Source organism: Dyella sp. SG609 (assembly GCF_012275375.1).
In the GTDB taxonomy this organism is placed as follows: domain Bacteria; phylum Pseudomonadota; class Gammaproteobacteria; order Xanthomonadales; family Rhodanobacteraceae; genus Dyella_D; species Dyella_D marensis.
The window spans coordinates 340,282-364,514 of the sequence record NZ_JAAZQJ010000004.1 but is presented as its reverse complement, the minus strand read 5'-3'; the positions used below and the strand labels follow the sequence as shown (position 1 = coordinate 364,514).

At 68.1% G+C, this 24,233-nt stretch carries 19 protein-coding genes; 5 read left to right on the top strand and 14 right to left on the bottom strand.

All coding sequences use genetic code 11. The features are described 5' to 3' along the window. Positions 1-34 precede the first annotated feature (34 nt). On the bottom strand, positions 35-1,846 hold the full coding sequence (locus FHW85_RS10110) for a DUF885 domain-containing protein (protein WP_168648144.1): 1,812 nt from the start codon (positions 1,844-1,846) through the stop codon (positions 35-37). Between the two features lie 283 nt (positions 1,847-2,129). Here FHW85_RS10110 and FHW85_RS10105 point away from each other — a divergent pair, with 283 nt between their 5' ends. Then, positions 2,130-3,989, top strand: a complete 1,860-nt coding sequence (locus FHW85_RS10105) for a DUF3857 domain-containing protein (RefSeq protein ID WP_168648143.1) — start codon at positions 2,130-2,132, stop codon at positions 3,987-3,989. Between the two features lie 44 nt (positions 3,990-4,033). On the opposite strand, the gene FHW85_RS10100 is transcribed toward FHW85_RS10105, so the two are convergent. The 13 genes from FHW85_RS10100 to FHW85_RS10040 all read right to left on the bottom strand — a co-directional run bounded on the left by FHW85_RS10100 (position 4,034) and on the right by FHW85_RS10040 (position 18,841). Beyond that, positions 4,034-5,248 (bottom strand): FtsX-like permease family protein, encoded by a 1,215-nt coding sequence (locus FHW85_RS10100; RefSeq protein WP_168648142.1) that lies wholly within the window; start codon positions 5,246-5,248, stop codon positions 4,034-4,036. A 7-nt stretch (positions 5,249-5,255) separates the two neighbouring features. Beyond that, complete coding sequence (locus tag FHW85_RS10095) at positions 5,256-6,578, bottom strand: ABC transporter permease (RefSeq protein WP_168648141.1); 1,323 nt, start codon at positions 6,576-6,578, stop codon at positions 5,256-5,258. A 19-nt stretch (positions 6,579-6,597) separates the two neighbouring features. Beyond that, positions 6,598-7,821, bottom strand: a complete 1,224-nt coding sequence (locus tag FHW85_RS10090) for an FtsX-like permease family protein (protein WP_167252336.1) — start codon at positions 7,819-7,821, stop codon at positions 6,598-6,600. Positions 7,822-7,830: 9 nt separating this feature from the next. Further along, complete coding sequence (locus FHW85_RS10085) at positions 7,831-9,138, bottom strand: ABC transporter permease (protein WP_167252337.1); 1,308 nt, start codon at positions 9,136-9,138, stop codon at positions 7,831-7,833. Between the two features lie 37 nt (positions 9,139-9,175). Next, positions 9,176-10,405: an FtsX-like permease family protein gene (locus tag FHW85_RS10080; RefSeq protein WP_168648140.1), complete on the bottom strand. Its 1,230-nt coding sequence runs from the start codon at positions 10,403-10,405 to the stop codon at positions 9,176-9,178. A 17-nt stretch (positions 10,406-10,422) separates the two neighbouring features. Next, positions 10,423-11,736 (bottom strand): ABC transporter permease, encoded by a 1,314-nt coding sequence (locus FHW85_RS10075; RefSeq protein ID WP_167252731.1) that lies wholly within the window; start codon positions 11,734-11,736, stop codon positions 10,423-10,425. Between the two features lie 46 nt (positions 11,737-11,782). Continuing rightward, on the bottom strand, positions 11,783-13,021 hold the full coding sequence (locus FHW85_RS10070) for an FtsX-like permease family protein (RefSeq protein ID WP_210427749.1): 1,239 nt from the start codon (positions 13,019-13,021) through the stop codon (positions 11,783-11,785). Positions 13,022-13,066: 45 nt separating this feature from the next. After that, positions 13,067-14,380 (bottom strand): ABC transporter permease, encoded by a 1,314-nt coding sequence (locus FHW85_RS10065; RefSeq protein ID WP_167252339.1) that lies wholly within the window; start codon positions 14,378-14,380, stop codon positions 13,067-13,069. Positions 14,381-14,582: 202 nt separating this feature from the next. Continuing rightward, positions 14,583-15,299 (bottom strand): ABC transporter ATP-binding protein, encoded by a 717-nt coding sequence (locus tag FHW85_RS10060; protein WP_168648139.1) that lies wholly within the window; start codon positions 15,297-15,299, stop codon positions 14,583-14,585. Positions 15,300-15,416: 117 nt separating this feature from the next. Next, a complete protein-coding gene (locus FHW85_RS10055) occupies positions 15,417-16,688 on the bottom strand; it encodes an efflux RND transporter periplasmic adaptor subunit (protein WP_168648138.1) in 1,272 nt (423 codons plus the stop codon). Between the two features lie 188 nt (positions 16,689-16,876). Beyond that, the gene (locus tag FHW85_RS10050; protein ID WP_167252342.1) at positions 16,877-17,431 is read right to left on the bottom strand and encodes a hypothetical protein; all 555 of its coding nucleotides are present in this window, start codon (positions 17,429-17,431) and stop codon (positions 16,877-16,879) included. 107 nt (positions 17,432-17,538) lie between these two features. Continuing rightward, entirely contained in the window at positions 17,539-17,757 is a 219-nt protein-coding gene (locus tag FHW85_RS10045) for a hemin uptake protein HemP (protein WP_243867809.1), read from the bottom strand. A gap of 115 nt (positions 17,758-17,872) precedes the next feature. Further along, the gene (locus FHW85_RS10040; RefSeq protein WP_167252343.1) at positions 17,873-18,841 is read right to left on the bottom strand and encodes an aldo/keto reductase; all 969 of its coding nucleotides are present in this window, start codon (positions 18,839-18,841) and stop codon (positions 17,873-17,875) included. Between the two features lie 132 nt (positions 18,842-18,973). Here FHW85_RS10040 and FHW85_RS10035 point away from each other — a divergent pair, with 132 nt between their 5' ends. Genes FHW85_RS10035 through FHW85_RS10020 form a run of 4 tightly spaced genes read left to right on the top strand, consistent with a single transcriptional unit; the run spans position 18,974 to position 24,208 of the window. Beyond that, the gene (locus FHW85_RS10035; RefSeq protein ID WP_167252344.1) at positions 18,974-19,384 is read left to right on the top strand and encodes a GntR family transcriptional regulator; all 411 of its coding nucleotides are present in this window, start codon (positions 18,974-18,976) and stop codon (positions 19,382-19,384) included. Positions 19,385-19,393: 9 nt separating this feature from the next. Next, entirely contained in the window at positions 19,394-20,296 is a 903-nt protein-coding gene (locus FHW85_RS10030; protein WP_167252345.1) for an ABC transporter ATP-binding protein, read from the top strand. 11 nt (positions 20,297-20,307) lie between these two features. After that, a complete protein-coding gene (locus FHW85_RS10025; protein WP_168648137.1) occupies positions 20,308-22,125 on the top strand; it encodes a hypothetical protein in 1,818 nt (605 codons plus the stop codon). Positions 22,126-22,168: 43 nt separating this feature from the next. Beyond that, a complete protein-coding gene (locus tag FHW85_RS10020) occupies positions 22,169-24,208 on the top strand; it encodes a prolyl oligopeptidase family serine peptidase (protein ID WP_168648136.1) in 2,040 nt (679 codons plus the stop codon). Positions 24,209-24,233 lie beyond the last annotated feature (25 nt).

The window sequence follows — 24,233 nt, the reverse complement described above, 5'->3', positions numbered from 1 at the left end:
AAAACGTTGTAATGACCATTGGCCTATTCAGCCGTCAAGGGGCCGCGGTGGGCTGAGCCGGCGCCTTGCCGGACTTCACGGCGGCGATCCAGGCGTCGGTGCGGGCCTCCAGCACGTCCAGCGGCAGCGCGCCGCCGCCCAGGATCTGGTCGTGGAAGGCGCGGATGTCGAAGCGCTCGCCCAGTTCCTTCCTGGCCCGCTCGCGCAGCTCCAGGATCTTCAGCTGGCCCATCTTGTAGCCCAGCGCCTGGCCCGGCCAGGTGATGTAGCGGTCGGTCTCGGCCTGGATGTCCGGCTCGTCCTGGCTGGAATGGGCGTGGAAGAAATCCACCATCTGCTGGCGCGTCCAGTGCTTGTAGTGCACGCCGGTATCCAGCACCAGGCGGTCGGCGCGCAGCAGTTCGTCGGACAGGCGGCCGTAGTCGGAGAGCGGGTCCTGGTAGAAGCCGATGTCCTTGCCCAGCCGCTCGGCGTACAGCGCCCAGCCTTCCACGTACGCGTTGTAGCCGGCCTGCTGGCGGAACGGCGGCAGCTTGGGCAGCGCCTGCGCGATCGAGATCTGCATGTGGTGGCCGGGAATCGCCTCGTGATACGCGGTCGATTCGATGGTCAGCGTGGTGCGGTCGGCGAAGTCGCCGGTGTTCACGTAGACCTGGCCGGGACGCGAACCGTCCGGCGTGCCCTGGTGGTATTCGGCGCCGGGGGCTTCCTTCTCGCGGTACTGCTCCACCGCCATCACCTGCACCTTCGTCTTCGGCAGCAGGCCGAACAGCTTGGGCAGTTCCGGCTGCATCTGCGCGATAAAGCCGCGGTAGCGGTTGAGGATGTCCTCGCGCGACGTCGGATGCAGCTTGGCGTCGTGCTTCAGCGCCTCGCGGAAGCTGGCCAGGTCCTTATAGCCCTGCCCCTTGGCGATCGCCGTCATCTCCTCCTCGATGCGCTTCACCTCGGCCAGGCCGATCTCGTGGATGCGCTGCGGGGTCTCCCTGGTGGTGGTCATCTGCTCCACGTCGAAGCGGTAGATCGCCTCGCCGTTGGCCAGCTGCCACACGCCCGGCTCGGTGCGCCCATGCGGCGCATAGTCCTTGGCCACGAACTCGCCGAGCTTGCGGTAGGCCGGGCGCACTTCGTTGTCGATGGCGGCGACGATGGCGTCGTGCAGGCGCTTCCGGTCGGCGGCGGATACCGTCTTGGGGAAATGCTTCAGCGGCTCGGCGAAGGAGTTTTCCTCACCCGCCGGCTTGGCGATGCTGTCGATCTGCCCGACCACTTTTTCCAGCAGATAGCGCGGCGGCATCATGCCGTCCTGCAAACCCTGGCGCGCCACCTCGGTCACCTGCGCCAGCACGCGCGGCACGGCGTGCAGGCGCGTGAGATAGTCCTCGTACTGCCTGGCGTTGTCGAACGGAATGGAGCTGACGAAGCCCGGCAGCTGCAGGTGCATGCCGTTCATCTGGTCCAGCGGCATCTCGTTGAGCTTCAGGTCGTAGCTCTGCAGCCCGTCGCGCAGCTGGCGCACCATCAGCTGCAGATTGAGCTTGTCCTCGTCGGAGAAGCCGGTGGTGTCGATCGCCTCGAAGCGCTTGAGGAAATCCGCATTGACCTTGCGCTCGGCCGCCTGGTGCGCCAGCGAGAGATCGCTCCAGCGATCGTTGTAGCGCAGGTCGCCCAGGATGGTGGCGAACTCCGGCGCGTTCTGCAGCGAGTGCTGCCACTGTTCGGCCAGCAGCTTGTTGAGCGCATCCACCCGGGCGGTAACGCTGGCGGGCGTGGCGGCGGCCACCGGCGCGGCCACGGTCACCGAGCCCAGCAGGCTCGCGCAGATCATCCAGGACACCAGCTTCATGCAAACCCCTCAGGCGGCAAAGCGATCCACGCACTGTAGCCGGTTGCGACCGGCGTGGCAGCTCTCGCCAGCCAGCTCACGCCGCGCTTATCGCGGGATAACCGCAAGTTCCGTCAGAGGCGGGGGACGGCCGCACGCTCCGCACAGTGCCGTACCGGCTGCCCGATGCGACGGCAAAGGTGCCCTTCCCGCCTCATGGTCCGGACAGTCCCGGCCTATGCCTGTCTGTTGGGGCCGATCCCATCGAGGCATCACCCTGATAACCAGACCCATCCCGATCTCCATGGCTGCACGGGCCGCCGGTGCGGCGGCCCTGCTGGCGGCCTCGCCTTGTTTTGCGTCGCTGCAGCCGGCGAAAGACGCGCCCTTGGCGCTGAAGTACACAGCATCCTGCCGTGTCCATGCCGACCTCAGCGAAGACTGCACCAGTACATCGCACTACGACATCCTGACCGCGGCGGGCCGGGACGCGCTCTCGCAGGTCAGCCTGCCCTCGTTGGACAACCAGACGATGTCCGGCCTCCAGGCCTATGTGATCAAGCGCAATGGCACGCGCGTCCGCCTGCCGGACAGCCAGATCGTCAGGAAATCCGGCACCGGCTCCGATCAGGGCATCGACAACAGCACGAACACGATCCTGCTGTTCCAGGGCCTGGAAGTAGGCGACGCCATCGAATACAGCACCAGGGACGTCAGCAAGGCATCGAAGGGCGCGGCCGATTTCTACCGAGCCATAAGCCTCCAGCCTGCGGCTCTGCGCTATGAGAGCTTCCATCTCCAATACAGCGCGGACAGGCCGATCATCTGGCGCGGCGAAGAACTGGAAGCCTTCAACGTAAAGCCTTCGGAAGACGGCAGGAAGGTCACCATCGACCTGGCCAAGCCGCGTTATTTCAACACCGTGAACGAAGACGGCTTCATCATGCGCAGGTTCCCGCGCATCGAGCTCGCCTTCAGCGACAAGCTCGATGATCACTACGGCAAGCTGGTCGGCATCTACAACAAGATCCTGTCCGCGCCGTTGCCGCCTCAGGCGGCCAAGGAGGTGGAGCGGCTCAAGCACAAGCCGCAACAGGAACAGGTCCAGTCCCTGATCCGGTTTCTCGGCACGCACTATCGCTACCTGGCCGATTACCGCCTCGACAGCCGCGGCCTCATACCGCTGGACCTGGCGCAGATAGAAAAGAACGGCTACGGCGACTGCAAGGACCTCGCCATGCTGCTGGCAGCCATGCTGCGCGGCCTGGACATGGCCGCGGAACCCGCCTTCGTGGTGCGGGGCGACTATGCGCCTGCCCTGCGGATACCCGGCATAGGCGCTCCCGATCATGCCATCGTGCGCGCGGTTGTCGACGGCAAGACCTGGTGGATCGATGCCACCCATCCGGTGCTGCTGCCCGGCTACACGCCGGCGGATCTGCAGGATCGCTGGGCCATCGTGGCCGGCAAAGACGGCAAGCCACGGCTGGATACCATCCCCCTCGCCGAAGCCGCCGTGGCGGAGGACACCACTCAGCAGAACCGCTTCCATCCCGACGGAACGTCGGACACGGATGCCAGCGGCCTGTTCGACGGCGCGAAGCTCCTCACGATGATGCTGCTCGAGCACAACCAGGGCGCGAATGCGCTCGACCGGGCTCTCTGCGCAGGCAATGAGGATTGCAGCGTGACACGGCCCGCCATGGATCAGATGAAGGCGCCCTACGCGGTGAAGATCCATTCCCCGGGACAACCCGCATCCGCACGGCATGAAGGAAAGTACGCGGGCAACCTGGGCGACTACTTCAACCTCGACCTCGAAGAGCTGAAAAATTATCGCCGGACGGGTGGCATGGGCGACTTCAACATCGGTGTCCCCATGGTCCGCCAGATGTCGATCAAGATCAGCGGCATCGCACTCAGCCGGCCCATGAAGACCTGCCACGTGCGTTCCCGCTGGTTCGACTATGACGCCGAGGCCCGGCGGGAAGCCGACGGCATGCCGGCCTACCGGACTCGCTCCGTCGAAAAAGTGTCCTGGATCAGCCATGCCGAACTGGTGAGCGATGAATTCGGCAAATTCCTGAAGGAGGCCGAGGCTTGCTTCGAAGGCCTCACCTATTCCTACACCACCGCTCCCGCCGCATCGCGGGCCGGCAAATAGTCAATCCGAAGAGCCTGCCTCGCGCAGGCTCTTCGCTTTTTTCCTCAGCCCGACCGCGTCGCCACCACCGGCGGCACCGCCGCCGCGCGCAGGGCCGGGCCCAGCACCGCGATCTGGCCCAGTGTCCACAGCGCGGCGGCGCCGATCGGCAGGTAATGCAGCGGCAGGTGCGGCAGTTCGTAGAACTTCATCAGCGCCAGGTTGAGCCCGAAGGCCATGACCATGCCCAAGCCGATGCCGCCGCTGACGATCAGGAAGTTCTCGGTCTGGAAGTAGCGCAGGATGTCGCCGCGGGTGGCGCCGATCGCGCGGCGGATGCCGATCTGCTTGCGCCGCTGCTGCACCCAGAAGCTGGCCAGGCCGACGATGCCCAGCGCGGTGACCAGCAGCAGGGCGACGATCACGCCGACCAGCATGAAGGCCATGATGCGGTCCTGCTGGAAGAACTGCGCGCGCAGGTCGCCGATGGTCTGCGAACCTTCCTGGTCGAGCACCGTGTCCGGCGCCACCTTGGCGACCAGCGCGCGCGCATCGCGCAGCACGCGGTCGAGGTCCGCCGGCGGCGCCTTGATCAGATAGCTGCCGGCCAGGCTCGGCCCCGGCTGCGCCGGCACGAAGGCCGACCAGCCCGGCGCGCTGCGCCCGGCCCAGTCCGGCGCGGGCGTGGCCAGGTGGTCGACGATGCCGACCACGCGGTACGACCACTTGTCCACCCAGATCACCTTGCCCAGCGGATCGGCGCCCGGCCACAGGTGCTCGGCCAGTTCGCGCGCCATCAGCACCGGCGCGGAGCTGGGAAACACCCCGGTGAACGGCTGGTAGTCGTCCGCCTGCAGGGCGCGGCCGGCCACCAGCTTCAGGCCCATCGCCTCCGCGCTGCCGGGGCCGCCGAGGTACAGCTCGATCACGCCGCCGAACTGCTTGCCTTCCGGGTCGGTGGTGATGCCGACGCGGCCGCGGTGCTCGCCGAACGGAATCGAGTTGAGCACGCTGGCCGACTGCACGCCGGGAATCGTGCGCAGTCCGGCCAGCATGCGCGCGTTGACGTCGCTGGCCTGCTTCTCGTCGAAGCCGCTGATCTGCAGCGTGGCCAATGACGCCTCTTCCACGCCGCTGTTCACCCGCATCGCGTCCATGCGGTTGGCGATCAGGAAGCAGGCGTTGCACAGCACCGCGCAGGCCAGCGCGATCTCCAGCGCGATCAGCAAGGTGGCGAGGCGGTGCTTGCGCAGCGCGGCCAGGATGGGTTGGATCTCCATGCGCACCTCAGAGCGTCTTCAGTTGGAGGCCGGGCGCCACCCGGCTCGCCCGCAGCGCCGGCAGGAGGCCGGCCAGCAGGCTGGTGGCGATCGCCAGCGCGAAGGTCAGCGCGAACATGCGCGCATCCAGATGCACCATGTCGGCGAACGCCACCGGCTGCCGCCGCACCAGGCTCAGGCCCAGCAAGGTGAGCAAGAGGCCGCCCAGGCCGCCGAGCAGGCCGATCATCCCGGCCTCCACCAGGCACTGCTGGAAGATCGCGCCGCGGCTCGCGCCCAGCGCGCGGCGCACGCCGATCTCGCCGCCGCGGCGCAGGAACTTCGCCAGCAGCAGGCCGATGGTGTTGAACAGGCAGATCGCCAGGAAGCCGAAGGCCAGCCAGGCCTGCAGGCGCACGTCGCTGGGCACCACGCCCTGGTAATCCAGCCATTCGACCAGGTTGCGCAGCCGCGTGTTCTGCGGCCGGGCGATGCGCCCCAGCGCCTGCTGCTGGGCCGCGTAACCGTCGAGGAAGCGGCGGAACGAGGCGACCTTGGCGGGACTGTCCAGCTGCACCCACACGGCCAGCCACACGCAGGGCGCGTTCTGCAGATGCCCCGGCGATGGCGGCAGCTGCCAGCAGCTGTACTGGTAGAAGTTGCCGTCGTTGATCTCCAGCGCGCTGCTGAAGGGGGTGAACACGTCCTGCGGCCTGCCGTAGTAGTCCGCGGTCTTGCCGCCGGAGAAACGCCCGCCGGCGATGTTGTAGAAGCGCGGCGACGGCCGCCACGGCGCCAGCACGCCGACGATGCGCACGTCGGTCTCGCGCAGGCGCAAGGTGCGCCCGACGCTGTTGGCGCCGCCGAACAGCTTGTCGTTGAGATCGCTGGAGATGATCGCCACCCGCGAGCGCGCCGCGTCGTCCTCCGCGCGCCAGGGGCCGCCGTAGCGGAACGGCACGTCGAACATGGCGAAGAAATCCGCGGTGGTCGACAGCATCGACGGCATCAGCGGCGGCAAGGTGGTGTCGGGCGCGCGCAGTTTCACCGGACTGTCCACGATGATGGTCTGGCGGTCGGCCTGGTGGGCGCTCCACAGGTCCATGGCCGACTGGTAGGTCATCACGTCCATCGGCTCGGTCTGTTTTTCCGGCAGCGGATTGTCGTCCACCTGCGCGTAGAACAGCTTGTCGCTGCGCCCCGGCAGCGGATCGCCGGACAGCAGGTGCATCACCGTCAGCGTGGTCATGCTGGCGCCGATGCCGACGGCGATCGCCAGCACCATCAGCGCGGTCAGCACCTTGTTGCGCTTGAGGCTGCGCAGGGCAAGGTCGAGGTAGTAAGCGAACATCCTTCTCTCCTGGAAAGCGTCAGACCGAACGCGTCGCCACCACCGGCGGCACCGCCGCGGCGCGCATCGCCGGCCCCAGCACCGCGGCCTGCCCGATCAGCCACAGCGCCAGCGCGCCGATGGGGAAATACACCGCCGGCAGCCGCGGCAATTCGTAATGCACCATCAGGAACAGGTTGATGCCGTAGGCCAGCACCATGCCCAGCGCAATGCCGATCGTGGCGAGCAGGAAGTTCTCGGTCTGGAAGTAGCGCAGGATGTGCCCGCGCGTGGCGCCCAGTGCGCGGCGCACGCCGATCTGCCGGCGCCGCTGCGCCACCCAGAAGCTGCCCAGGCCGACGATGCCCAGCGCGGTCACCACCAGCAGCGCCACGCACACACCGATCAGCAGGCCGGTCATGGAGCGGTCGCCGTCGAAGAAGCGCTGGCGCACTTCGTCCCAGGTGCGCTTCTGCCAGAAGATGCGGTGCGGGTTGTTTTTCTTCATCGCCGCGATCGCCGCGGCCAGCACGCGTTCGCGCTCGCCCGGCGCGGTGCGGATCAGGTATTGGTTATCTTCCACCTGCATCGGCACCATCATGCTGTACTGCGCCTCGGCGTCGTTCCAGATCGACGGGCGCACCAGGTGCTTCACCACGCCGACGATCTGCAGCGGCACTTCCGAACCCAGCCAGATCGTCTTGCCCAGCGCCGGCTGCCCCGGGAACAGACGCTGCGCCATCGGCTCGGTGATCACCACCAGGCGCGGCAGGCCTTCGAGCTTGCCTTCCTTGAAGGCCTTGGAGGCCTCCTTGATGCTGACATAGTCCTCCGGCTGCAGCAGGCGTCCGGCCACCAGCTGCACGCCGAGGGTCTGGCCGATGTTCTCGCCGAAATAATTGGTGGCGTTGAGCGTGGGCTTGTTCTGCTTGGGGTCCAGCTTGATGCCGCTGTTGTTGGACGAACGGCCGAACGGAATCTGGTTGACCGAAGCCACCTCGGTCACGCCGGGAATCGCGCGCAGCGCGGCCAGGTCGGTGAGCGTGCGCGCGTGTTCGTCGGGCTTGGCGCCGATCTCGGCCAGGGCGACCTGGATCAGCTCGTGCTCGGCCACGCCGCTGGGCATGTGGATGCGCTCGATGCGCTGGCTGACCAGGAACACCGCGTTGCACACGATGGCGCAGGTCAGCGCGATCTCCAGCACCACCAGCAGGGCCGTGGTCTTGTGCCGGCGCAGGGTCGACAGAATGGGTCGGATGGCCATGGCGTCTCCTTACTGGCTCTTCAGTTGCAGGGCGGGCGCGACCTGGCAGGCGCGCAGCGCGGGCAGCAGGCCCGCAGCGACGCTGGAGCCGACGGCAAGCGCAAAGGTTGCCCCGAGCATGGCCAGGTCCAGCCGGGCCAGCGAGGCGTAATCCGCCGGCTGCTGGCGCACCAGCCACAGGCCGAGGAAGGCCAGCACCAGTCCGCACACGCCGCCGGCCAGGCCGACCACGCCGGCTTCGATCAGCAGCTGCTTGAAGATCTCGCGCTTGGACGCGCCCAGCGCGCGGCGCACGCCGAGCTCGCCGGCGCGGCGCAGGAACTTGGCCAGCATCAGGCCCACCGTATTGACCAGGCACACCACCAGAAAGCCGATCGCCAGCCAGCTCTGCAGGCGCACGTCGCTGGGCACCACTTTCTCCTGGTCCAGCCATTCCATGACGTTGCGCAGGCGCACGTTCACCGGGCGCTGGAAGCGGCCCAGGGTCTTCTGCTCGCGCGAGTAGTTCTCCAGGAAGGCCTTGTACGCCGGCGCGTCGGCGGCGCTGGCCAGCTCCACCCAGAACTGCATCCACACGCAGGTGGCGTTTTCCATGTGGTCGCCGTCGTTGCCGCCGCCGCGGCCCCAGCAGTCGGTGCTGCCGTTGCGCGGCAAGGTGAGGTCGCGCGAGGTGGACAGTGGCACGAACACTTCTTCCGACTCGGTGTAGTTGCCCACGTTGAGGTCGTAGAAGTGCGGATTCGGGCGCCAGTCGTCGAGCACGCCGACCACGCGGAACGGCGTGTCCTTCAGGCGCACCACCTGGCCGCGGCTGTCCTTGCCGCCGAACAGTTTCTCGTTGAGCTTGCGCGTGATCACCGCCACGCGCGCCTTGCTGTCGTCGTCGGCTTCGTTCCAGCCCTGGCCGTACAGGAAGGGCGCGTCGAACATGGCGAAGAAATCGGCGGTGGTGTAGCGCGAGTCGCTGAAGAACGGCTCCACGTCGGCTTGCGCCGGCTGCACCGGCACGGCGCCGCCGGTCATCAGGGCCTGGCGCCTGGCGCGCTTGGCCTTGAGCAGGTTCATGCCGTCCACCCAGGTGAGCTGCTCCGGCGGCTCCTCGCCTTCGCGGTAGCCGTCCATGTCCTGCGGGTCGAGCTGCGGATAGAACAGCCGCGCGCTCTTGGACGGAATCGGATCGCCCGACAGCACGTGCAGCACGGTCAGCGTGGTCATGCAGGCGCCGATGCCCAGCGCGATGGCGACCACCATCAGCGCGGTAAGCACCTTGTTGCGCCGGAGGCTGCGCAGCGCCAGCTCCAGGTAATACGTGAACATGCCCTCTCCCCTTTGCTTCCCTTAAGGCACCGCGCGCTCAGACCGAGCGCGTGGCCTCCACCGGCGATACCTTGGACGCGCGGATCGCCGGCGCCAGTACCGCCCCTTGTCCCAGCAACAGCAGCAGCAGCACGCCCGCCAGCACGTAGAGCAGCGACAGGCGGTGCATCTCGAAACGCGTGACCAGCCACAGGTTCATGGCGATCGCCAGCAGCGCGCCGGCAACGGCGCCGCCCACGCTGATCAGCAGGTTCTCGGTCATGAAATAACCGAGGATGTCGCCGCGCGTAGCGCCCAGCGCGCGGCGCACGCCGATCTGCCGGCGCCGCTGCCCCACCCAGAAGCTGGTGAGGCCGACGATGCCGGCGGCGGTAATGGCCAGCAGCACCAGGCTGATGATGCCCATCAGCACGGCCATGCCGCGGTCGCTTTCATAGGCGGCCGAGCGCACCTCGGCGAAACTCAGGATGCCCTCGCGCTCGTCCCACACGCGGCGCGGATTGTCCGCGAACAAGGCCTTGCGCGCGGCCCGCATGGCCGGCTCCAGTTGGCCGGGCTGGGTGCGCACGATGTAGAACGCGCCTTCGGCGATCGCCATGCGGCGCGGCACGATCACCGAGCGGTAGGCGAAGTTCGAGGCCCAGCGCGCCACGCTCTGCGCCTGCAGCAGGTCGACCACGCCGACGATGGTGGCGGGACCGCCGACCAGGTACACCGTCTTGCCCAGCGCGCTTCCATTCGGAAACAGTTTGTCGGCCAGCGCGCGGGTCACCATGATCACCGGCGGCGCCAGGCGGTCGCGCGTGCTCATGGGCTGGATCTCGTCGGCGCGGAAGTTGCGGCCGGCGGCCAGCTTCAGGCCGAGCGTGTCGAGGAAGCGTTCGTCGGCGAAGTAGATCGTCGCATCCGAGGTGTCCTCGATCTGCTCGGCGCTGAGCCGCACGCCATCGTCCCAGCCGCCGCCGCGCAGCGGATAGGAGTTGCTGGTGGTGGCGTCCTGCACGCCCGGCACCCGACGCAGCACGTCGAGATCGGTGCGCAGTTTCGCGTCCGCCTCGGCGCTGGTGACCTTGCCGACCCACTCGTTCTGGATCACGAAGATGTTCGGCTCGTCGATGCCGGTGGGTTCGGACAGATGCGCGACGCGCTGCTGGATGATGAAGAGCGCGTTGCACACGATCGCCAGGGTCAGCGCGATCTGCATCGCGATGAGAATGGTGCCGGCCTTGTGCTGGCGCAACGCGGCGAGAATGGGCTTGATTTCCATGGCCTGGTCTCCCCGCCTCAGTTGGACTTCAGCTGCCAGGCGGGCTGCACCTGCGCAGCCCGCCAGGTCGGATAGAACGCGGCCAGCACCGTCGCGGCGATCGCCACCAGCAGGGCCAGCGACACCAGCGACACGTCCAGCCGCGCCAGGTGGGCGATCTCCGGCGCGAAGACCAGGCCCACGCCCAGCATGCCCACGCCGGTGAGCACCACGCCGAGCAGGCCGCCGGCGAGGCCGACCATGCCGGCCTCGGCGAGGAACTGCCGATAGATGTCCCCGCGCGAAGCACCCAGCGCGCGGCGCACGCCGATCTCCGACGAACGGCGCATGAACTTCGCCAGCAGCAGGCCGATGGTGTTGACCAGGCAGATCACGAAGAAGCCCACCGCCACCACCAGCGCGATGCGGCTTTCCGGCGGCACCGCATGCTTGTACCCGAGCCAGCTGAGCACATCGCGCAGGCGCACGTTCGGCGCCCAGTTGAAGCGTCCGGCGCGGCGCTGGTCGTCCGCATACGAGGTCAGGAACTGCCGGTAGCGCGCCACGTCGGCCGCGCCGTCGAGCTCGACCCAGGGACTGATCCAGACGCACTGGCCATGCAGCCAGCCTTCGCGGTCGTCGCCGCGCTTGCCGCCACCGCCGCAGTTGTTGTTGCCGGCGGTCTCGATCTTCAGGTCCATCGCCCGGTTGAACGGAACGTAGACCTGCGACGGCTCGGAATAGGCGTTGCCGCTGAACATGTCGAAGAAGCGCGGCTTGGGATCCCACTGATCGGCGACGCCCACGATGCGGTACTGCTGGTCGTCCAGCACGATCTCCCGGCCCACGCTGTTGGCGCCGCCGAACAGCTTCTGGTTGAGGCTGCGGCTGATCACGATCACCGGGGCATGCGCTTCGTCGTCCGCGGCGCTCCACCCCGAGCCGTACTGGAACGGAACGTCGAACATCGGGAAGAAATCGCCCGTGGCCGCATAGCCCGGCACCTTGAACGGCGCCTTCTGCGCGTCCTCCGGCATCACCGACAGGCGCACCGCGAACAGCACCGTCTGCCGCTTCGCCTGGTGCGCCTTCATCAGCGCCACGGCGTCGGTGTAGTTGAGCGCATCCGGCGGCTCGCCGGCGTTGTTGTACTGCGGCCCGCGGTTGTCGATCATCGGCACGAACAGCCGCGAGGACTTCTGCGGAATCGGATCGCCCGACACGGCGCGGAACACCGCGTAGGTGATCATCGACGCCGCCACGCCGAAGCCGATCGCCATCACCATCAGTGCGGTCAGCACCGGGTTCTTGCGCAGGCTGCGCGCGCCGAGCCGCAGGTTGTGGGCAAACATTCCGCTCATGATTCTCTCTGCAGGGGAAGCTTCAGGGTCCACGCGCTCACACGGAGCGCGTGGCCTCCACCGGCGGCACCTTGGCCGCGCGCATCGCCGGCGCCAGCACCGCGGCCTGGCCGAGCAGCAGCAGGGCTACCACGCCGACCACCACGTAGAGCACCGACAGGCGCGCCATCTCGAACTGCGAGACCATCCACAGGTTCATGCCGATCGCCAGGCCCACGCCGATCACCACGCCGGCCACGCCGATCATCAGGTTCTCGGTGAGGAAGTAGCTGAGGATGTCGCGCTTGGTCGCGCCCAGCGCGCGGCGCACGCCGATCTGCTTGCGGCGCTGGCCGACCCAGAAGCTGGTCAGGCCGACGATGCCGGCGGCGGTGATGGCCAGCAGGATCACGCAGATCACGCCCATCAGGATCGCCATGCCGCGGTCGTTCTTGTAGGCATCGCCGCGCACCTGGTCGTAGGTGCGCACGGCGCGCTCGCCGGAGATCACGCGCATGCGGCTGGTCTTGAGCAAGGTGGCCGGCGCGCTCTTCACCACGTCGGCCAGCTGGCCCGGCTTGGCGCGGATCAGGTAGATGGTGTAGTTGCTGGTCAGCTGCACCGGCAGCAGCATGGCGTTGTCGTTGAAGTTGTCGGACCAGGTACCGTTCCACGGCACCTGCAGGCGCGCCACGATGCCGATGATGGTGCTGGGCGGGATGTCCTTGCCGCCGAGATACAGCTGCTTGCCCAGCGCATCGCCCTTCGGATACAGCTTGTCGGCCAGCGCCTTGGTGATGATCACCTGCGGCGTGGACTTGATGTCCTTCGGGTCGGCGGTGATCACTTCGTCCGCGGTGAAGTTGCGGCCGGCGATCAGCTGCGCGCCGTAGGTGGCCAGCGCATGTTCGTCGACGAAGTACAGCGTGGTCTGCGCCGCCGACTTGCCTTCGTTCTTCGGCGCCAGGTTCACTCCGGTGGACCAGCCGCCGCCGCGCAGCGGGAACGAGTTGGTGGCGAAGGCATCCTGCACGCCGGAGGTCTGGCGCAGCGCCTGCACGTCGGCCTTGATCAGCGGCGCGGTGTCCTTGCCGTCCACCGAGACCCAGCGGTTCTGGATCGCCAGCACATTGTTCTCGTCCATGCCGGTGGGCCGCGAAATGCGGTCCACGCGCTGCTGGATGATGAACAGCGCGTTGCACACGATGGCCAGGGTGAGCGCGATCTGCATCGCGATCAGCAAGGTGCCGGCCTTGTGCCGCTTCAGGGCGGCGAGAATGGGCTTGATCTGCAGCATGGTCGTCGCCTTGGGTCAATTGGGCTTGGTTCAATTGGACTTGGATTAGTTGGACTTGAGCTGCCACGCCGGCTGCACCTGAGCGGCGCGCCAGGTCGGATAGAACGCCGCGATCACCGTGGCCAGGATCGCCACCAGCATGGTCAGCAGCACCAGCGGGAAATCGAGCTTGGCCAGGCGCGCCACCTGCGGGTCGAAGATCAGCGAGATGCCGTACACGCCGACGCCGGTGAGCAGCAGGCCGAGCACGCCGCCGGCCAGGCCGACCGCGCCCGCTTCCATCAGGAACTGCGTGTAGATCTCCTTGCGCGAGGCGCCCAGGGCGCGGCGCACGCCGATCTCGGAGGAGCGGCGCAGGAACTTCGCCAGCAGCAGGCCGATGGTGTTGACCAGGCAGATCACCAGGAAGCCCAGCGCGACCAGCAGCGAGATCTTCGCCTCCGGCGGCACCACCTTCTGGTAGTCCAGCCACTCCACCACGTTGCGCAGGCGGGTGTTCGGCGCCCACTTGAAGCGGCCGGCGCGCTGCTGCTCGGCGGAGTAGCCGTTGAGATAGTTGCGGTAGGCATCGGCCTCGGCCTTGGTCGGCAGTTCCGCCCAGAAGCCCAGCCAGATGCATTCGGAATGCAGCCAGTTGTCCCAGCCGGTGCCGGGGTCCTTGTTGCAGTTGTTGTTGCCGTTGGTGCTGACCTTCAGCTCGATCATGCGGGTGAACGGCACGAACAGCTGGGTCGGGTCGTCGAAGCCGCCGGTGTTCACCGCGTCGAAGAACAGCGGCTGCGGATCCCAGTGATCCATCACGCCGACGATGCGGTAAGCGCGGCCGTCGAGGTTGATCTCGCGGCCGACGCTGTTCTCGCCGCGGAACAGCTTCTCGTTGAGCTGCTGGCCGATCACCGCGACCTGCGCGTGCGCGTCGTCGTCGGCCTGGGTCCAGCCGCGGCCGTACTTGAACGGGATGTCGAACATCGGGAACGCGTCGGCGTACACGCCGTAGGTGTTCTCGCGGAACGGCAGCTGGCTGGCGTCGGCCGGCACGATGGACAGGCCGGCCGGGTACAGCGCGGTCTGGCGCGCTGCCTTGCGGTCGCGCATCAGGCCGATGGCGTCGGTGTAGCTCATCGCGCGCGGCGGTTCGCCCTGGTTCTGCTGCGCGTCTTCCGGCCCCCAGTTGTCGATCTGCGGCACGTAGAGCTGCGAGGACTTGTGCGGAATGGGGTTATTGGAGGTGGCGCGGAACACCGAGTAGGTGGTCATCGACGCCGCCACGCCGAAACCGATCGCCATCACCATCAGCGCGGTGAGCAACGGGTTCTTGCGGAGACTGCGCAGGCCGAGCTGGAAGTAGTAGGCGAACATGGAGGCGTCCGATGAGTGATGCAGTGTCCGGGTTCCGATCCCTTCTCCCCTCCGGGGAGAAGGTGCCGGCAGGCGGATGAGGGGCGGGGCTTGCGGGAAAGGCTCTACAAAGCGCGACCTGCTTCAGGTCGATCCTTCACCGCTCCGCCCGTCCCCTCACCCCAACCCCTCTCCCCGGAGGGGAGAGGGGCTTCAAAAAGCTTTACGCCGGCGCGCCAGCGCGCGACTGGTGCTGGTGGAAGCGCGGGTCTTCCGCCAGATCCACCACCTGGCCGTCGATCACGTGCACGTTGCGCTGGGCGCGGGTGGCCAGTTCCGGATCGTGGGTGACCATCACGATGGTGGCGCCCTCGCGGTGGATCTCTTCCAGCAGCTCCATCACGCCGCGGGCCATCTGCGTATCGAGGTTGCCGGTCGGTTCGTCGGCGAGCAGCAGGCGCGGCGAGCCGGCCAGCGCGCGCGCGATCGCCACGCGCTGCTGCTGGCCGCCGGACAGTTCGGCCGGGTAGTGCTTGGCGCGCGAAGCCAGGCCCACGCGCTCCAGCGCGTCCATGATGCGCTGCTTGCGTTCCGGCGCCTTCATGCCGCGATAGCGCAGCGGCACTTCGACGTTGTCGAACACGTTGAGGTCGGGGATCAGGTTGAAGGCCTGGAAGATGAAGCCGATCTTCTCGTTGCGGATCTTGGAGCGCGCGTTGTCGTTGAGGTTGCTCACCTCCACGCCGTCCAGGTGGTACTCGCCGCCAGTGAAGGTTTCCAGCAGGCCCGCGATGGTGAGGAAGGTGGTCTTGCCGGAGCCGGACGGGCCGGTCACCGCGACGAACTCGCCTTCCTTCACGTCGATGTTGAAGTCGCGCAGCGCGTAGGTCTCCACCACTTCGGTGCGGTAGACCTTGGACAGGTGGGTCATCTTGAGCATGGAATGGCTCCTTCGGGCCAGGGAATAGGGAACAGGGAATAGAGAATCGGTGTGGACGTCGCGGCGAGCTTTGGGCTCTTCACTATTTCCTATTCCCGATTCCCGATTCCCTCGCAATCAGCGGCTGATGGCGACGCGCGCCGCGTTCTTGAAGCTGTCGGTACCGGAAATCACGATGCGGTCGCCTTCCTTCAGGCCGTCCAGGATCTCCACCTTGTCGATGCTGCTGGCGCCGACGCGGATCGGGTGCTTCTCGGCGATGCCGTCGTGCACGATGTAGGCGTAGGCGCCGCCGGATTCGTCGACGAAGGAGCCGCGCTGCACCGCCAGCACGTTGTCGCGGCGGTCCAGCAGGATGCGCACGGACAGGCGCTGGTTCTGGCGCAGCTGCTTGGGCGTGTCGCCGTCGAAGCGCAGGCGGGCGGCCACTTCGCCGTTCACCACTTCGGGCGAAATGGCGCTGACCAGGCCCTTCCAGGTATTGCCGTTGCCGCTGATCTCGCCGCCCATGCCGATGCCGAGATCGCGGGCGAAGCTTTCCGGCACCTTCATTTCCACTTCCAGCCTGCTCAGGTCGATCACGCTGAGCAGCTGCGCGTCCTTGGCCACGGTGGCGCGTTCGGCGATGAACAGCTGGCCGACCTGGCCGTCCACCGGCGACTTCACGTTGAGTTCGTCGACCTGGCGCTGCAGGTCCTTCACCAGCAGCACCTGGCGGTCGTGGGCGAGCTTCTTGGACTTGATGTCGAAGTCCAGGCTGGCGCCATCGTTGGCGAGGTCGGCCTTGGCGTGCTCGACGGTGATGCGCGCCTTCTCGACGTCGTCCTTGGCCTTGTCCACGTTCATGCTGGGCACCGCGCCCTGCGAGAACGCCTTCTGGTAGCGCTGCAGGTCGCGCTGCGCGCTGGTCTGGTCGATCTGCGCGTTGTCGAACGCTTTCTGCAGTTCGCCGCGCTTCTTCTTGGCGTCGATCTGCGAACGCAGGAAGTCGACTTCCATCGCGTCGGCCGCGCTCTGTTCCTGCGCCAGCTTGTTGGTGAGTTCGGGGCTGACGATGGTGGCCAGCACCTGGCCCTGCTTCACCACGTCGCCGGCGTGCACCTTCAAGGTGACCGCGCCGCCGGAAGTGGCGTACAGCGTCGGGCTGACCGCCGCCACCACCTTGCCCTCGGCGGCGATGTCGCGCACGAACAGCCCGCGCTCGACCGTGCCGAAGGCAAGGCGCGAGCCGCTGACCGAGGCGTCGGCGGAAAACAGGCGGCTGGCCTGCGGCAGCACCAGGGCCAGCACGGCCACGGCGGCCACGCCGGCACCGATGAAGACCAGCCGGCGCTTGCGGCTGGGCTTGACCTCGACCAGGCGGTCTTGAGCGGAGGTATCGCGAATCATGATCGGTCCTAAGGCCACGGACATGAGTGGCCCCTGGACCTGTATCAGCAAGCGCTATGCCAACCGCTCAGGCGATCGATTCGGTTTGTTTATCAGTGAGTTGGCGACGGCGTGTGCGAGAGGCAGGCTGTCCGCGGACAGATCGACGGACAGGCGGACAAGTGTCCGGACGCCGCGGACGGACGAACCTACAGCGCCTCGGCGCGCAGCACTTCCTGGGCGATGTCGCGGCCGAGCGCGGAGAGTTGCGCGGCGTCCCTGCCGCCCAGCACGTCCATATTGCCCAGGCGCCGCTGCGTGAAATGCAGCAGGCGCGCGCCCGCGGCGCGGAACGGCCGCTGCACGCGGCGGAACGCGGGGGCGCCGGCCGGCACGGCGGCGGACAGCAGCACGTCCCAGGCCAGGTAGTCGGTATCCGGCAGCAGATGCAGGCGAGCGCGCAGGCGGCCGGCGGCGTCCACGCATTCCAGCCATTCGCGCGGGCCGTCGGCGCCGATCACGCAGGAGGCGAGCAGCCATTGGGTATGCAGCAGCGGGGCGAGGTCTTCGCCTTCGGCCAGCCAGCCGCGCGCGGGGTGGTCGGGCGAGGCATCGCCGCGCATCGGCAGATACAGCACGGTGCCGAGCAATGGCAGGCGCGCGGCCAGCGCGGCGGGGGCCACGCGCAGCCAGCGCGGCGGGCAGGACGGCGCCTGCGAATGCGGACAGACCGCGGCAAGGGTATGGGCCAGCCAGCCGAACATGGCGCGCTCCTGGAAAGAGGAGACCCGGCTGGCGCGCTGCGGGGAGGGCAACGCGGCGCTGGCGATAGGCCTGAAGGGAAAACCGGCGAGGCGCCGGACGTGCGGGCTTACTTGGTGAGGATCAGCTTGTCGTTGCGGGTGAGCCGCAGGTGGTACTCGCTGCCCTGGTGGGTGATCACCAGTTCGCGCTCGCCGGCCAGCAGGTTCTGGCTGGAGATGCGGCGTGCGCCGGGTTCCGGCGTCACCGCCTGGGGCTTCAGGCGCAGCAAGCCGAGCGGGCGCGACAGCAGGTCGGCGGGGGTGGGCAGTACGGCGGTGGTGGACATGGGCAGGCTCCGCGTTGGTCAGAGGCGGAGTTGATGATAATCGTTCTCATTTACCTGTCAACGGCCGAAGTGTGAATCCGGCCGGGGCAGAACGCCGCGCCCTGCCCCGCGCCGCTCAGGCCACCGCCTGCTCGATCCGCGCCAGCACATCCGGCGTCAGCCGCGGCAGCAGGCGCAGCACGTCGAGGTTGTGTTCCAGCTGTTCCAGTCGGCTGGCGCCCAGCATCACCGTGGACACGTGCGGATTGACCAGGCACCAGCCGATCGCGAGCTGCGCCTGGCTCACGCCGAGCTCGGTGGCGATCGGCGCCAGCCGCCGCACCTTGGCGATGCGCTCGCCGCCCTGCTCCAGCACCGCCTGGCGCAGCCATTCGTAGCCGGGCTGGGCCAGGCGCGCGTCGTTCGGCACGCCATCGTTGTACTTGCCGGTGAGCAGGCCCGAGGCCAGCGGCGACCAGATCGTGGTGCCCATGCCGAAGTCGCGGTACAGCGGCGCGTATTCCTGCTCCACCCGCTCGCGGTGCAGCAGGTTGTATTCGGGCTGCTCCATCGTGGGTGCATACATGTGGTTCTCGCGCGCCACGCGGTGCGCCTCGGCGATCAGCGCGGCCGGCCATTCGCTGGTGCCCCAGTAGAGCACCTTGCCCTGGCGCACCAGGGTGTCCATCGCGGCGACGGTTTCCTCCACCGGCGTATCCGGATCGGGGCGATGGCAGAAGTACAGGTCCAGGTGATCCACGCGCAGCCGCTGCAGCGCCTGGTGGCAGGCTTCGAGCACGTGCTTGCGCGACAGCCCGCGCTGGGTCGGCGCGGGATTCGCCCGCGCGCCGAAGAACACCTTGCTCGACACGCAATAGCTGTCGCGCGGAAAGCGCAGATCCGCCAGCACGTCGCCCATCAGCGTCTCCGCCACACCGTGGTTGTACACCTCGGCGTTGTCGAAGAAATTCACGCCGTGGTCGTGCGCCATCGCCAGCATGTCGCGCGCCAGCGAACGCCCCACCTGCTGGCCGAAGGTGACCCAGGCGCCGAAGGACAAGGCCGACAGCTGCAGGCCGCTTTTGCCGAGACGACGGTATTGCATGGGGAAGCTCCTTGGGGAAAGCGAACCGCGCGAGCATGCCAACTCGCCCGTGCAGCGTCCAACCGGCCTATTGACAGCGGAATTGTTTCGTTCCTACTGTACTAGTACACACAGTACAGTCAGGAGCCACCGATGGCCCGCCAGCAAGCCTTGATGATCGACATCGCCACCGGCGACGTGCGCCCCATCAGCAAGCAGATCGTCGACGCCGTGCGCCTGAAAGTGGCCACCGGCGAACTCACCCCCGGCTGGCAGCTGCCCAGCGTGCGCGGCCTGGCGCAGCAGCTCACCATCAATCCCAACACGGTGGCCAAGGCCTACGCCGAGCTCACCGCCGAAGGCTGGCTGGAATCGCGCCCCGGCCTGGGCCTGTTCGTGGCCACGCCGCGCCAGCGGCTGAGCCCGCGCGAACGCGAGCGCCGCCTCGACGACGCCATCCAGCGTTTCGTGCACGACGTGGTCTCGCTCGACTACCCCGCCGACACCGTGCTGGCGCGGCTGGGCGACGAACTGCGCGCGCTCGCCACGCGCAAGAGCGCCTGAGGCCCCGCCATGAGCGACTACGTCATCGAAACCGAGCAGCTCAGCCGCAGCTTCGGCCGCAAGCGCGCGCTCAACGCCTTGAGCCTGCGCGTGCCGCGCGGACGCATCCACGCCATCGTCGGCGCCAATGGCGCCGGCAAGTCCACGCTGTTCCGCGTACTGCTGGGCTTCCTGCCGCCCAGCGACGGCGCCTCGCGCGTGCTCGGCCGCGACAGCCAGGCGCTGACGCCCGAACACCGCGGCCGCATCGGCTTCGTCAACGAAGAACACACCCTGCCCGGCTGGATGAGCGCCGAAGCGGTGACCGCCATGCAGCGACGCCACTACCCGCGCTGGAACGAAGCGATGTACCGCCACGTGCTCGGCCACTACCACGTGCTGCCCCACCAGAAAATTTCGCAACTGTCGCGTGGCGAACGCGCCGGCCTCAATCTCGCCCTGGCCCTGGCGCAGTCGCCGGAGCTGCTGATCCTGGACGAACCCACGCTGGGCCTGGACGTTGTGGCCAAACGCGCGTTCCTGCAGGCGCTGCTGGATTCCAATGCCACCGAGCACTGCACCGTCATCTACTGCTCGCACCAGATGGAAGAGATCGAACGCCTGGCGGACAACCTGATCATCCTCGAGCGCGGCGAGCTGCGGCACATGTCCTCGCCGGAGGATTTCTGCGAACGCATCCGCCACTGGGTGGCCGACATCCCGTTCCGCGCACCCGACCATGCCGACGTTCCCGGCCTGCTGCTGGCGCAGAAGATCGACCAGCTCTACCACTACACGGTGCTCGACCAGGCAGAGGACTTCGGCGCCTTCCTGCGTGCGCAGGGCGCGCGCTACGTGCAAAGCATGCCAGTCAGCCTGGACAGCGCGGTCAACGGCTTCCTGGCCAAGAACCATATCGCCCCGGCGGCCTGAAGGAACCCCTCGTGAACGAACTCTTCAAAGCCGAACTCGGCCGCTTCCTCAAGGCGGGCTTGCTCTACGGCGTGCTGCACCTGTTGCTGCTGGCCTTCATGACGCGGCTGGTCGACCTGCTGCAGCAGCCGCTGCTGGTCTATCGCGTGGCCGCGCTGGTGTTCGCCTTTACTGGCCTGCTGCTGGCCGCGTATCAGATGAGCCAGCACCGCAAGCCGGGCGCCTGGGTGTATCTGCTGCATCGCCCGCTGCATCCGGCGCGCATCGCCATGGCGCTGGCCGGCGCCGCGGCGGTGCTGCTGTTCATCGCCGTCGCGCTGCCGCTGCTGCTGGACATCGGCGGCGTGGCGCTGTTCTCCGCGCGCATCGTCGACACGCGCCATTGGCTGCTGCCGCTGTGCGCCTGGGCCATCGCCTTCGGCGTCTATCTATGCGGCGCCTGCGCCATGCTCGCGCCGCGCCGCGGCATGGCGCTGCTGCTGTGCCTGCCCCTGCTGAGCCTGGCCGTGCCGGCCAGCGGCGGCGGCGCACTGGCGGTGCAGCTGCTGGCAGTGCTGCTCGCGGCCGGCCTGCTGCTGACCTTGTTCCATCCGGACCTGACCAGCCTGCCGCGCGCCGCGGCGGCGCGCGTGGCGATCGTGCTGGTGATGCAGGTCGGCCTGTCGTTCGCGCTGTACTGGGTGCTGACGCTGGGCGTGGAGTTCGGCCTGATGGCACTGGGGCGCCATCCCTTGAACGGCATTCCTCCCGCCGGCGGCTATGCGGAAGCCGAACGCGCCGACAGCGCCGCGCTGCTGCGGGCGGGGCTCGGCAACGACGCGCGCTTCGCCCTGCTGCGCGAACAGGCCGGCGTGGCGGAACAGGCCGCGTGGGGGCCGGGCGCCGCGGATTATCCGCGCTACGGGCAGCTGACCAGCCCGATGCCGCTCGAATTCGACGACGCCACCCGGCACCTGCGCTGGAGCTTCAGCCATGACCGCGGCCTGTTCCATGGCGTGGACCTGGCCACGCGCAAAGACGCCGGCTGGCTCGGCCGGCGCGGCATCGTGCAGGGCGCGGCCGCCGCGGCGGACCGTTTCGAACAGCCGCCGCTGGTGTTCGACGAACGCTACCTGGTCACGCCGCACCGCCTGTACCAGTTCAACGCGATCGACCAGAGCGTGCACCTGCGCATCGCGCTGCCGGAGGACGAGTACTTCACCGCCGCGCCGCGCAAGCTCGGCACGCGCGTGCTGGTACTGGGTTCGCGCCGCCTGCACGTCTACAACGACAGCGAATTCCTCGCCGGCACCAGCCAGGTCAAGGACCTCCACACGCTGCCGCTGGACGGCGCCATCGACAATATGGGCCGCATCGATGCCGCCGAGCTTCTGGACGGCTATCTGGTTTCGCTGCTGCACGGCCGCCAGAGCTATCACCAGGACGTGCCCGCCTGGCAATCGGTATTCCGCCTGCACGAGGATGGCCGCGTCGAAGCGCTCGCCCGGCGCGAAATCGGCCGCGATTACCCGCTGCTGTTCCGCCACCTCGGCTGGGTGGTGACGCCGTTGTGGTACGCGCTGCAGTACCGCCTGGGCTGGATCGTCTCGGGCGATGCCGAAGGCCTGCCGCGCGCGGTCTGGCTCGCCATCGCGGCATTGGCCGTCGCCTGCATGCTGATCACCGCGTGGCAGGCCAGGCGCGCCGGCCTGCGTCCGCGCGAACGCCTGCTGTGGATCCTTGCCAACGGCGTCACCGGCCTGCCCGGGCTGCTGAGCTTCCTGTTGCTTTATCCGCCCGCCGTGCAGCCGCGCAAACGCGGCATGACGGTGCTGCACACCACCGCCTGATCCTCCACGCACCGGCACCGCCGGTGCCTTTTCGAGAAACGACATGCGCAAGCAACCGACCTCCCGGAGGGCGGCGGCCTCGCTCGCCCTGGTGCTGCTGACGCTCACCGCGGCGGCGCGCGGCGACGATACCTTCCGCTCCCGCGTCACCGCCTCAGAACGCGCGGCCGCCGCACCGCTGCTGCCGCGCGACGATTTCCAGACCCGCACCGGCGTGCGCGCCATGCGCCTGGCGCCCGACGGCAGACACCTGGCATGGCTGTGGGTGCAGCCGGAGCGCACCAGCCTGTGGCTGCTCGACACCGCCAGCGGCGAACGCAGGCAGGCGCTCGCCGCCATCCAGGCCACCTCGCTGGACTGGAGCAGCGACGGCCGCTGGCTGCTGATCGAACAGCGCAGCCGCATCGCCGCGCTGCCGCTGGATGGCGGCGAAGCGCGCCTGCTGGCGGCGCTGGACGAAGCGCGCGGGCAAGCCTTCTTGGGTGCCGATCCGCTGTTGCCCGCGCGTTACTTGCTGCGGGACAAAGATCCGGCGAGCCACCGCTTCCGCCTGCTGCGCAAACGCATCGATGGGGCGGACGAACTGCTGTACGAAGGCGATGCCGCTCCCACCGACGTGGCCTTCGACCGCCAGGGCCAGGCGCGTTTCATCGGCACCGCCGGCAAGGGCGGCCGCGATCTGCTGCAGCGGCGCGATGGCCGATGGCAACTGTTCCAGCACTGCGGCGCGCTGATCCGCTGCACGCCGCTGGCGGTGCGCGACGATGGCCGCCTGGTGATGCGCGGCGGCGACGCCAATCTGCAGCAACTGGTCGCCATCGACCCGGCGACACATGCCACGCAGACCTTGCATGCCGACCCCGAAGGCATCGCCGATCTCGCCGACGCCCTGCTCGATCCGCGCTCCGCGCAAGTGCTGCTGGCCGCGTACGACACCGACCGCCACCACGTCTATGCCGTCGATCCCGCCCTGCGCGCGCCGGTAGCCTGGCTAGACCGGCGCTTCGCCAACGCCAACCTGGACCTGGACGTCGCCAACAACGGCCTGATCCTCGTCACCGAGCGCAGCGACCGCCTGCAACGCGAACGCTACTGGCTGCTCGATCCACGCAAGCTTCCCGGCGCCGATGCACTGAGCGGCATTGCCGAAGACCAGCAGGCTCCTTCGCGCAGGCTTCCCGAGAGCATGCTGGCCCAACGCATCGCCGTCAGCTGGCGCGCCAGCGACGGCATGCGCCTGTACGGCTTTCTCAGCCTGCCGCCGGGACGCGATGCGGCAAAGCTGCCGCTGGTGCTGCGCCCGCACGGCGGCCCCAAGGCGCAGACACGGCCCGGCTACGACATGCTCACGCAGTTCCTGGTCAATCGCGGCTATGCGGTGTTCGAACCGAACTACCGCACGTCCACCGGCTACGGCCGCGCCTATCTGTTCGCGGCCAGGGGCGACTATGCGCACGGCCGCGTCTATCGCGACATGCTCGACGGCATGGACTGGCTGCTCGCGCACGGCGTCGGCGATGCCGCGCGGCAAGCCATCACCGGCCATTCCTACGGCGGCTTCGCCACCCTGCTCGGGCTCACCTACGACAGCGCGCGCTTTCGCGTCGGCATGGGCATGGCCTCACCACCCGATCTTGCGCTGGCGTTTGAAACGATTGCCGACAACCCGGTGCAAGATGCCACCGTGCCGGTAGCGGAAGAACTGGCCGCGTTGCACGCCAACGATGCGGCCACCCTGGCGCGCCTGCGCGAGCAGGCGCCCGCGCGCATGCCGCAACGCATCGCGCAGCCGCTGGTGCTGATCGCCGGCGCCAAGGACGAACGGGTGCCGGTCCGCAGCGTCGCCAGCTATGCGGCCTCGCTCAAGGCGCTGGGCAAGCCGGTCAGCCTGCTGGTCGATCCGGACTCCGGCCACCAGCTCGAAGCGCCGATGGCGCGCCTGGCCACGCTGTATCTGCTGGAGACCGCGCTGCAAGGTCCGCTCGGCGGCCGCGCGGACGCTACGCGCAGCGCCGAGCTGCAAAGCTATCTGCAGCGCAACCTGCGCCTGGATACGATGCAATCACCCGGCGCTGCGCAATAATCGCCGCGCCTCCGCCACGAGACCT

Excerpts from the sequence above, each read along its gene's own strand:
- FHW85_RS10085 (WP_167252337.1), bottom strand. The coding sequence starts at position 9,138 with ATGTTCACGTATTACCTGGAGCTGGCGCTGCGCAGCCTCCGGCGCAAC.
- FHW85_RS10080 (WP_168648140.1), bottom strand. The coding sequence starts at position 10,405 with ATGGAAATCAAGCCCATTCTCGCCGCGTTGCGCCAGCACAAGGCCGGC.
- FHW85_RS10095 (WP_168648141.1), bottom strand. The coding sequence starts at position 6,578 with ATGTTCGCTTACTACCTCGACCTTGCCCTGCGCAGCCTCAAGCGCAAC.
- FHW85_RS10065 (WP_167252339.1), bottom strand. The coding sequence starts at position 14,380 with ATGTTCGCCTACTACTTCCAGCTCGGCCTGCGCAGTCTCCGCAAGAAC.
- FHW85_RS10050 (WP_167252342.1), bottom strand. The coding sequence starts at position 17,431 with ATGTTCGGCTGGCTGGCCCATACCCTTGCCGCGGTCTGTCCGCATTCG.
- FHW85_RS10030 (WP_167252345.1), top strand. The coding sequence starts at position 19,394 with ATGAGCGACTACGTCATCGAAACCGAGCAGCTCAGCCGCAGCTTCGGC.
- FHW85_RS10090 (WP_167252336.1), bottom strand. The coding sequence starts at position 7,821 with ATGGCCATCCGACCCATTCTGTCGACCCTGCGCCGGCACAAGACCACG.
- FHW85_RS10045 (WP_243867809.1), bottom strand. The coding sequence starts at position 17,757 with ATGTCCACCACCGCCGTACTGCCCACCCCCGCCGACCTGCTGTCGCGC.
- FHW85_RS10055 (WP_168648138.1), bottom strand. The coding sequence starts at position 16,688 with ATGATTCGCGATACCTCCGCTCAAGACCGCCTGGTCGAGGTCAAGCCC.
- FHW85_RS10060 (WP_168648139.1), bottom strand. The coding sequence starts at position 15,299 with ATGCTCAAGATGACCCACCTGTCCAAGGTCTACCGCACCGAAGTGGTG.
- FHW85_RS10110 (WP_168648144.1), bottom strand. The coding sequence starts at position 1,846 with ATGAAGCTGGTGTCCTGGATGATCTGCGCGAGCCTGCTGGGCTCGGTG.
- FHW85_RS10020 (WP_168648136.1), top strand. The coding sequence starts at position 22,169 with ATGCGCAAGCAACCGACCTCCCGGAGGGCGGCGGCCTCGCTCGCCCTG.
- FHW85_RS10075 (WP_167252731.1), bottom strand. The coding sequence starts at position 11,736 with ATGTTTGCCCACAACCTGCGGCTCGGCGCGCGCAGCCTGCGCAAGAAC.
- FHW85_RS10105 (WP_168648143.1), top strand. The coding sequence starts at position 2,130 with ATGGCTGCACGGGCCGCCGGTGCGGCGGCCCTGCTGGCGGCCTCGCCT.
- FHW85_RS10040 (WP_167252343.1), bottom strand. The coding sequence starts at position 18,841 with ATGCAATACCGTCGTCTCGGCAAAAGCGGCCTGCAGCTGTCGGCCTTG.
- FHW85_RS10070 (WP_210427749.1), bottom strand. The coding sequence starts at position 13,021 with ATGCTGCAGATCAAGCCCATTCTCGCCGCCCTGAAGCGGCACAAGGCC.
- FHW85_RS10100 (WP_168648142.1), bottom strand. The coding sequence starts at position 5,248 with ATGGAGATCCAACCCATCCTGGCCGCGCTGCGCAAGCACCGCCTCGCC.
- FHW85_RS10035 (WP_167252344.1), top strand. The coding sequence starts at position 18,974 with ATGGCCCGCCAGCAAGCCTTGATGATCGACATCGCCACCGGCGACGTG.